This window comes from uncultured Boseongicola sp. (assembly GCF_937988555.1).
GTDB lineage: Bacteria > Pseudomonadota > Alphaproteobacteria > Rhodobacterales > Rhodobacteraceae > Boseongicola.
Window position 1 is genome coordinate 1 of sequence record NZ_CALJXO010000314.1, and the last position, 8,591, is coordinate 8,591.

Consider the following 8,591-nt stretch of genomic DNA (forward strand, 5'->3'; position numbering starts at 1 on the left):
CGAAGGGCCGCCGAATATGACCCCAGCTTGTCTGTGACAATCCCATCGGGAATGTAGCCCTGTTTCTTTAAGAGTTTCCGCATAAGTTTAACGGCCGCACTCTTGTTTCGGCGAGATTGGGCCAGGACTTCAAGAACTTCGCCTTCATCGTCTACGGCGCGCCACAAATATGTTCGCCGGCCAGCAATTCGGACAAAAAACCTCATCGAGATGCCAGGTTCCCGAAGGTTGAACTCTGCGGGTTCTGACGTTGGCGGCGATTGCCGGACCGAACTTCAAGATCCAGCGGCGGATCGTTTCATAGCTCACATGGATCCCTCGTTCTGCAAGCATTTCCTCAACGGCACGAAAGCTTAACGGAAAGCGAAAGTAGAGCCAGACGGCTCGTTGGATTATCGATGGTGGAAATCGGTGGCGTGCGTAGGAAATCTTTCTCATTCAACGACAATTACCCGTCGTTGGATCGATCGTCGAGTTAACGTGACAATGCCGTTTAAATCCTCAATTCTGTCCCACAGGCGCTGGCGTCAGACATGACGAAATGTATGAACATCGTTCAAATAATTCTTGAACAATGCTCAAAAATGTCTTATCTGTAATTTATGAACAATGTTCAAAAAAGGAAAGGCACTAAGATGTTCAAACAATTTGTGACTTTAGCGCGTGGCCGTATGAATGACAGTTCCACGGCTCTGCTTGATGCGAACGCCATGGCACTGCTGCGTCAACAAATGCGCGACGCTGCACAAGGCGTCGCAAGATCCCGCAAATCGGTTGCGGTCGTCATGGCCTATGCGGAGCGGGAAAAGGCGGCACTTACGCGGGTCGAGGCTCAGATTGCTGATCTTGAGAAGCGTGCGTTGGACGCTTTGGCGAAAGATCGAGAAGACCTAGCGGGTGAGGCGGCCCAAACAATTGCGCGACTTGAAGTCGAACGCGACACGACGAAAAAGGCAATCACGACCTACGACACGCAGATCGTTCGTTTGAAAGCTTGCCTTGTTGAAAGCGAAGGATGCCTTCGCGAAATGAAGCAAGGACAGCATTTGGCCGAGGCCAAAGACAAGGCCCAGCGTCTGAGTGGAAAGATGCCATCCGGCACGATCAACGATTTGAAGGACGCTGAATACACTTTGAAGAGACTGCAAGAGCGGCAGGAGCATGCCGAAGCCACGGCCGAAGCGCTGGTCGAATTAACGGTGGGCGACAACGCCGATGAGTTGGCTAAGCGAATGGCTGGCGATGGATGCGGAACGCCGCTTAGGTCCGACAGCACAGCCGTGCTGGAACGATTGAAAAAGCAAGCTGCCAAGTAGCGGTCGTAAGCTCCAACCAACTTCGAAAACGCAAAGCAATACGTACGAAACACAGACAAAGGGACTAAGACCATGAATGCATATATCAACAAACCATCGATTGCCTGGAACTACTTCACATACGCTCAGTTTTTGCTGGCGGGCTCGTTGATGGCCGCCGGTATCTATAACCTGGATGCAAGCTTCGCCGCTAAAGGCTTTTATGCGATGGCTGCCATTATGTTGGTCAGTTCAACTGCAGCTATTTCAAAGACACTTCGCGATGCTGAAGAAAGCGCGCGGCTGCACAACAAGATTGAAGATGCGCAAACCGAGCGCCTGCTTGCTGAAGCAAGTTCGTCCGACTCTGTTTAATTGAAGAGTTGCCGGGGCTTCATCGTGAGCCTCGGCAAACTTGACCCAATGATAAAACGAACGTCCGACTTCCACGGCAGAGTTCTCTCAATTGAACAGCCGCCCGAAGTTCATCAACCCGGTCATTCTGATGCCTAAGGTGATGACGTTTATGTAAAAAAGCTGCACTCAACTAATTCCATGCGCCAATTGCCGAGCGATTGCGCTCTTGGGTGTTAGCGTTGGCACGCGACCGCAACGAAAGCAATAAGACCAATGACGGATCGTCGAACACTTACCGCCGCCGCAGTTCTTGGCGGGTTGCTCATTTTCTCGATCCTATGGTTTTGGGGGCAACCGCTGATCTGCACCTGCGGCGAGATTAACCTCTGGGTCGGTTCAATCTGGTCAAGCGGCAACTCCCAACACTTTGCCGACTGGTACACCCTAAGTCATTTCGTCCACGGTGTGATCATAGCGGCTCTTGGTCGCCTCCTTTTCCCAAAGGTTTAGTTTGGCACACTGTTCGCTGTTGCCATCGTAACCGGGACCGGTTGGGAGATTGTGGAACACACAGATTTCGTTCTGGATCAGTTTCGCGATACGATTGTGAACCAAGGATACATCGGCGACTCGGTTCTCAATGCAGTTTCCGACTATGTATTCATGTTGGCAGGATTCTTTGTCGGGCTTTCGCTACCGTCGATCATGACAGTGATCCTGATTGTGGTGTTCGAACTTACCGCGGCCCTCATTGCACGCGACAGTCTACTGCTGGAGGCAATCATGTTGGTTCACCGTTTCGAAGTGATTGAAAACTGGCAACAAGCGTCAAACCCAGGTCGAGACAAACTGACGGCACAATCGATGGCGGAATCTCAAATCAGAAATGGACCATTCAGGCGGGGCTGATCACAGGCATGCTGCCAGTGTGATGTTCCGGGTGAGCCTGCCATCCCGGCGTAAGGAAGGATATCGATGATCCGCTTCAGCTCTACGCCAAGGCGGCGCTGTGGGAACGGCGTCTGGATGGTCAGCACAATGGGGTCAGCAGTTTGAACACATAGGCGCTGACTTTAGACAAGCGAAATTTCCCAAAAGCCGAGACCGGTTCGAATCTGTCCAGCAGCTTCGTGTCACCCGCTCTGTCTCAAAGGCTCTGACGGCTTACTTGCGTCATGATATGAACGATGTTCATTTTTGTTGACCGGCGCGCAGAATCGTGCAATCTACTCATATGAACAATGTTCACAAAGTCGATGGAAGGTTGAGATGAGCGGATTTATTTCCAAGCGGAACGTAAGAGTCGCGAGTTCAGAGCACATTCAAGAAGGCGCAGATCTGGAGAGTTCCAAGCGCTGCATTTCACTTAGGTGCGCTGTTGCTACGGTGGCACTTGGAGCTGCGGTTGCTCTGGCTGGGTGCGCTGGGGACCATCACTCGCGTGACTTATCTTCAACCAAAGAAATGCTGGTCACTCGCGATGCTCTTGTCAGCACCTTTTCGGCCTGCCTTCTTCCCGGCTTCGGCCGCGTCCGCAGTTCCGCAGATCTCCGGTTCGCAGGCGGATGCAGGCTTCGTTAAGTTATCAAACTATTCGCTCAAACGGGAGGCGCAAACGGCGCGGTCAAGCTTGGCCCCAAATGAATATTTAGCTAGATCAATAAAATTAGGCTAAGCAATAAAGAAATAGGAAAAAAAATGGCAACGCCCGAGTTTTCTTTACTTACGAAACGTCGCTTTGCACCTCTATTTATCGTTCAGTTTCTTGGTGCATTTAACGACAACCTTTTAAAATTCTCTATGCTGTTCCTTGCCAGTTTTGGAATCTACGCCGCAGAACCCGACAAGGCCGTTTTGCTGGCAACGATCGCGACAGGGTTGTTTATTCTACCCTATTTTCTCTTTTCCGCTTTAGCCGGACAAATCTCGGACGCCTATGACAAAGCTAAGTTGATGCGAATAGTCAAAGGAGCTGAAGTGGGCATAATGGCTCTGGCTTTGGGCGGATTCTACTTGCAGTCGATTCCAATCTTGCTTGCGTCCTTGTTTTTGATGGGCCTGCAGTCAACTTTTTTTGGCCCGATAAAATATGCCATCATTCCCCAACACTTACATGAAGACGAAGTCATGGGTGGGACTGGGCTAGTCGAGGCTGGTACGTTTATTGCCATACTGGCCGGGCAGTTGCTAGCAGGTGTGATGGTTCCATGGATTGCAGGGATAATCGCTACAGGGTTGGCCGTGGTAGGTTTTCTTGCCAGTCTGTCGGTACCAAGTGCGCCTGCGACAGCTCAAAACCTAAAAATAGAGCTGAATATCGTTGCAAGCACCTGGCGCATTATAAAGGGGGCCCGGCATAACCGCAGCGTTTGGCTGTCGATCCTTGGTATCGGTTGGTTTTTTGCCGTAGGAGCAATCTTGCTGTCCGAGCTTACGCCGCTCGTCAGCGGTGTCTTGCGCGCGCAGCAAGAAGTAACCACTCTATTTTTAGTCATCTTCTCAGTCAGCGTTGCACTCGGCTCGCTGACAGTTGGCAAACTGCTTGCGGGTAAAGTGTCGGCGCGCTTTGTACCTGCTTCCGCATTTGGGCTCGCAGCTTTCATGATTGATCTGTGGCTATCGACCCGTGGCCACCAAGGGCTCTCGGCGGACAATGGTATCAACGGGTTTATTGCTTTTCCTAGCAGTTGGCGCATAATGATCGACCTTTTCGGGATCGGTTTTGCGGGAGGAATGTTCGTTGTGCCGCTGTACGCGATACTTCAAACGCGCAGTGCCCCTGAAGAACGATCGCGTACGATCGCCGCCAACAACATAGTCGGTGCGCTAATTGTTGTTGGGATTACCATAGTTTCAGTGCTGTTGGTTAACTGGGGGATGAGCGTGCAAAACATCATCGGCGTCCTCGGCCTGTCCACACTGGCAGTCGCTTTTGTCTCGTGCTGGTTGCTCCCAGAAATTGTTTTCAAGTCGTTGGTTCGCGGGCTTTTAAAACTGCTGTACCGTGTTGAGGTAACTGGTTTGGAAAACATGCCCAAACCCGGCGAACCCGCTGTCGTTGTCGTGAACCATGTTTCATTCCTGGATGGCTTGCTTCTTGGGGCATTCCTGCCCGGAAAGCCGACATTTGCATTGAACGCAGAGATAGCAAAAGCTTGGTGGATCAAACCATTTCTTCCGATATTCGAAGCCTTTCCGGTTGATCCAACCAACCCAATGGCGACAAAAGCCATGGTGAAAGCTGTACGTGACGGGCGGACGCTGGTCATCTTTCCCGAAGGCCGCATCACTGTTACTGGCGCGCTAATGAAAGTCTTTGACGGTCCTGGCCTCATTGCGTCGAAAGCAAACGCACCAATCATTCCCGTCCGCATTGACGGGGCGCAATATACGCATTTTTCGCGGCTACGGGGCAAGGTCCGTCAGCGTATTTTCCCCAAAATCTCACTGACCATTTTGGAACCGCAGCGCTTTGACGTCGAAGGAGAGATGACCGCACGTGGACGGCGCGCAATTATAGGACATCGCCTTTATGACGCGATGAGCCAAATGATATTCGATACCTCTGACACCGAGCGAACGCTGTTCAGCGCGTTACTCGAGTCCAAACACATCTTCGGCGGCAAGGCGTTGATATTGGAAGACATCAAGCGGCAACCTATGAGTTACGCTAAGTTGATTACGTCTTCTCTGGCACTTGCCAAGCCATTGTCGCGACTCACAAAAAAAAGTGAGGCCGTGGGGCTGTTGATGCCAAACGTCAACGGGTTAGTCGTAGCGTTCTTTGCCATGCAAGCAACAGGTCGCGTTCCGGCAATGCTGAATTATACGGCTGGTTTGGCCAACATTAAGGCCGCCTGTGCTGCTGCGGAATTGCGCACCATTGTCACGGCAAGGGCCTTTATTGATCAAGCAGGCTTGAGCGACATCGTCACCGCTTTGGAAGGCGAAGGTATTAAGTTCGTCTGGCTGGAAGATGTTGGCGCGCAGATCGGCTTTGTCGAAAAAATCAGGGCCCTCGTCGCCAGCAAATTCGCCCGACACAATCATCAAAAACAGGGCTTTTCACCGGATGCTGCCGCTGTCATCCTTTTCACAAGTGGGTCTGAAGGTTTGCCCAAAGGTGTGGTTTTGACACACCGTAATCTCTTATCAAACTGCCGCCAGCTTGCAGCAAGGATCGACTTTACAGCATCTGACACTGTTTTGAACGCGTTGCCGATCTTTCACAGCTTCGGGCTGACCGGTGGCACCTTGCTTCCGCTGCTTCACGGCGTGCGGACGGTTCTCTATCCTAACCCCCTCCATTATCGCATTGTTCCCGCTCTGGTCTACGACTCCAACGCCACAATTCTTTTTGGCACCGATACTTTTCTAGCTGGGTATGCACGAATGGCTCACAGCTATGATTTCTACTCTCTGCGTTACATATTTGCTGGTGCCGAGCGCGTAAGGGACGAAACCCGCAAGGCCTATTCCGAAAAGTTTGGGTTACGTATTCTTGAAGGTTATGGCGCCACGGAAGCCGGCCCAGTTATTGCCGTCAACACACCAATGCATTTTCAAGCGGGCACCGTCGGTCGCTTGTTGCCCGGTATTGAAGCGCGACTGGAAGCCGTGCCAGGCATTGAGGAAGGCGGGCGTATTTTTGTCCGCGGGCCGAACATTATGGCCGGCTACTTAAAGGCAGACGCACCTGGCGTCCTGCAGCCCCCTAAGGACGGTTGGCATGACACCGGAGACATCGTGACAATCAACGACGAAGGGTTTTTGGCCATCCGCGGCCGGGTGAAACGCTTCACCAAAATCGGCGGAGAGATGGTATCGCTTCCGGCGGTTGAAGGGTACGTTGCCGCTGTCTGGCCCAACGCCGAGAGCGCAGTTGTGTCGCGACCTGATCCCCGCAAAGGCGAGCAACTGGTTCTGTTCACAACTGAAAAAGCCGCCAACGCTGATGAATTACGGGTATGGTGCAGAGCAAACGGCGTGGCAGAACTCGCCATACCACGCGACATTCGGGTGGTGGATTGCCTTCCGTTGCTAGGGACCGGAAAGCTGGATTACGCGACACTAAACGCCCTCGCTGCAGAATGAGCATCAATGGACTTGTAAGAAGAAACTTGGTTGAGACGGGCAGGGCGTTTAGTGACCTCTCTGGATGAAAAAGTATTCTCAATTTCGCTGTCTTTGGAACTCGCCTCCTTCCCTGTTCAACAGGGAAATCAGACCCGAGACCGGTTCGCACGAGACTGGGTCCACAGCCAGGCAGTTCCATAAAACTCGCGATACCTGACGCAGCGCCAGATAGTGCCCAAGTTTCGGTGGGTTGTGGAGTGGGGGCGCTGCTGCGGAGGCCCGTACAACGCGTTAACGGCGCAAAATTCCCCAGGTGTCTGGACTGGCGATTTCCGCGATACGCGAAGCGGTGCATTCAGAGGGTTGCGATGCGCTCGCGTTGCGCTTTCCACTCGGCCGGAAGCTCGTGGCGCAGGCACCAGTCGGACGTCAGCCCCAGAGGCTGCGTACCATTCGTAATGTCGCGGACAAGGTCAGGTGCCAGGAACGCCAGAGCGATGAGTTTCTGAACCCGCCTTTTGGATGTACCGGTACCCGCGACGATAGCCTCATAACTCTCACCGTCTTTCAACTGCCGATGCCATTGATTGGCAAGTGCGACATTCTCGACGAGCACCTGATCGACATTAGCAGCACCGTCGCCAACAATGTTTTCATCTCAACGCCTCTTTGACGCTCACTGAACGGCAGCTCGCGAGGGAGGTCCTCTGGATCACATTCCGGCTCAGCGCCAACAAGTTTTTGGGTCTGACTGGCATTGAGATCGATCGTCAGGCTTCCCGGAGCGATCCAAACCCGTTCCACGATTGTGAGGGCTTCGCGCGCTTCAGGTATTGGAGTTTCGGTCCCCGGGAACATTTGGATATTAGTCGCGGGGGCAAGCTGCCCAATTCGGTCTTGAACTGCACGTGCAATCGCAGCCTCCAATGCTGGCGCAGGGATGCGCTATGTGCGCTGCTTCTCTTCCGCGCGGGTTTCCACCCGTCACCAGCCTTTGCGAGATGTAATAGCGATACCACTTTTTCCCTTTCTGCGCGTGACTGGGGGTCAGGCGCTCGCCAACCTCATCAATAATCTTGCCCGCGAGCAGCGATGGATCATGGTGCTGTTTGGTGTTCCGTGACTTCGAAGCCTTGCCGGTCAACCGAGCCTGCAGGGCATCCCATCGCTCAGGATCAATGATGGCGGGGTGCTGGCCATCAAAGACTTGTCTCTTATGGCGAATGCGACCGGCATAGATCGGGTTTGTCAGGATATGGTGTGGCTGGCCGCGCGACATGATCTTGCCGCCCCTGAGATTGCAATCAGGAGCACGCCTCAATTTGGAGCGAAGTCGCAATCGTCCGGCAGCCTCCTGAACCAGGCTCATGGCGCCCCACTCTTCATAGAGGCCATAGAGCGTGAGGACTGTCTCTGCTTCGGTGTGGTTGATACTCAGGGCGCGGCCATCGGGATCGTATCCGGGCCGATGTTCGAGCCGCCGGTGTTTCCCGTTGGTCCCAGTCCAATCGCGGTTTTCGTGGCCGCGCCGATGTTCCGAAGACTCAGGCCGAAGAATTCGCGGGTATCGCGCTGCCGCACTGCCCAGACGAGCATGTGCCAGTGGACCCGCACGTGCTCGCCCGTCGAGACCAGGGACAAAACGTGCGCACGCTCAAGCTTCCGGAAGTTCGCAGCGAAATCTGCGCCCCTGTCGGCGGCGGCGTCGAGTTCTGCCCGCACATAGGGACGGATCGGAGACCCTAAAACGGAGACAGCGAACGACGGCAGGGGATTCTGGAGATCATGACGACGCGTTTGGTGGGGCACACTCCACGCTTACGGGCACCGTAGCAACCGGGTTGATTCACCTGAGCGCCCGCC

6 protein-coding genes and 2 pseudogenes are annotated in these 8,591 nt (G+C 53.5%); 4 read left to right on the forward strand and 4 right to left on the reverse strand.

All coding sequences use genetic code 11. The features are described 5' to 3' along the window. Window positions 1–438: pseudogene (locus Q1B15_RS18765) on the reverse strand (IS6 family transposase); the annotation flags it as partial. A 197-nt stretch (window positions 439–635) separates the two neighbouring features. Between Q1B15_RS18765 and Q1B15_RS18770 the strand changes: the two are divergent. The 4 genes and pseudogenes from Q1B15_RS18770 (at window position 636) to Q1B15_RS18785 (ending at window position 6,746) form a co-directional block, all read left to right on the forward strand. Then, window positions 636–1,316: a PspA/IM30 family protein gene (locus Q1B15_RS18770; RefSeq protein WP_299756649.1), complete on the forward strand. Its 681-nt coding sequence runs from the start codon at window positions 636–638 to the stop codon at window positions 1,314–1,316. Window positions 1,317–1,388: 72 nt separating this feature from the next. After that, window positions 1,389–1,670, forward strand: a complete 282-nt coding sequence (locus Q1B15_RS18775) for a YiaA/YiaB family inner membrane protein (protein WP_299756651.1) — start codon at window positions 1,389–1,391, stop codon at window positions 1,668–1,670. A 255-nt stretch (window positions 1,671–1,925) separates the two neighbouring features. Then, a pseudogene (locus tag Q1B15_RS18780) lies at window positions 1,926–2,561 on the forward strand (DUF2585 family protein). 789 nt (window positions 2,562–3,350) lie between these two features. Further along, entirely contained in the window at window positions 3,351–6,746 is a 3,396-nt protein-coding gene (locus Q1B15_RS18785) for an acyl-[ACP]--phospholipid O-acyltransferase (protein ID WP_299756653.1), read from the forward strand. A gap of 337 nt (window positions 6,747–7,083) precedes the next feature. Here the strand turns inward: Q1B15_RS18785 and Q1B15_RS18790 are convergent, their stop codons facing one another. From Q1B15_RS18790 to Q1B15_RS18795, 3 genes are all read right to left on the reverse strand, one after another. Further along, entirely contained in the window at window positions 7,084–7,344 is a 261-nt protein-coding gene (locus tag Q1B15_RS18790) for a hypothetical protein (RefSeq protein ID WP_299756655.1), read from the reverse strand. Between the two features lie 249 nt (window positions 7,345–7,593). Beyond that, complete coding sequence (locus Q1B15_RS23555) at window positions 7,594–8,166, reverse strand: recombinase family protein (RefSeq protein ID WP_366141752.1); 573 nt, start codon at window positions 8,164–8,166, stop codon at window positions 7,594–7,596. After that, window positions 8,163–8,537 (reverse strand): DUF3703 domain-containing protein, encoded by a 375-nt coding sequence (locus Q1B15_RS18795; RefSeq protein ID WP_299756657.1) that lies wholly within the window; start codon window positions 8,535–8,537, stop codon window positions 8,163–8,165. The genes Q1B15_RS23555 and Q1B15_RS18795 overlap by 4 nt, the downstream gene beginning before the upstream one ends. Window positions 8,538–8,591: the final 54 nt, after the last annotated feature.

Bases quoted from the DNA above. Each gene is read 5' to 3' on its own strand.
- Q1B15_RS18770 (WP_299756649.1), top strand. From the start codon at position 636: ATGTTCAAACAATTTGTGACTTTAGCGCGTGGCCGTATGAATGACAGT.
- Q1B15_RS18775 (WP_299756651.1), top strand. From the start codon at position 1,389: ATGAATGCATATATCAACAAACCATCGATTGCCTGGAACTACTTCACA.
- Q1B15_RS18785 (WP_299756653.1), top strand. From the start codon at position 3,351: ATGGCAACGCCCGAGTTTTCTTTACTTACGAAACGTCGCTTTGCACCT.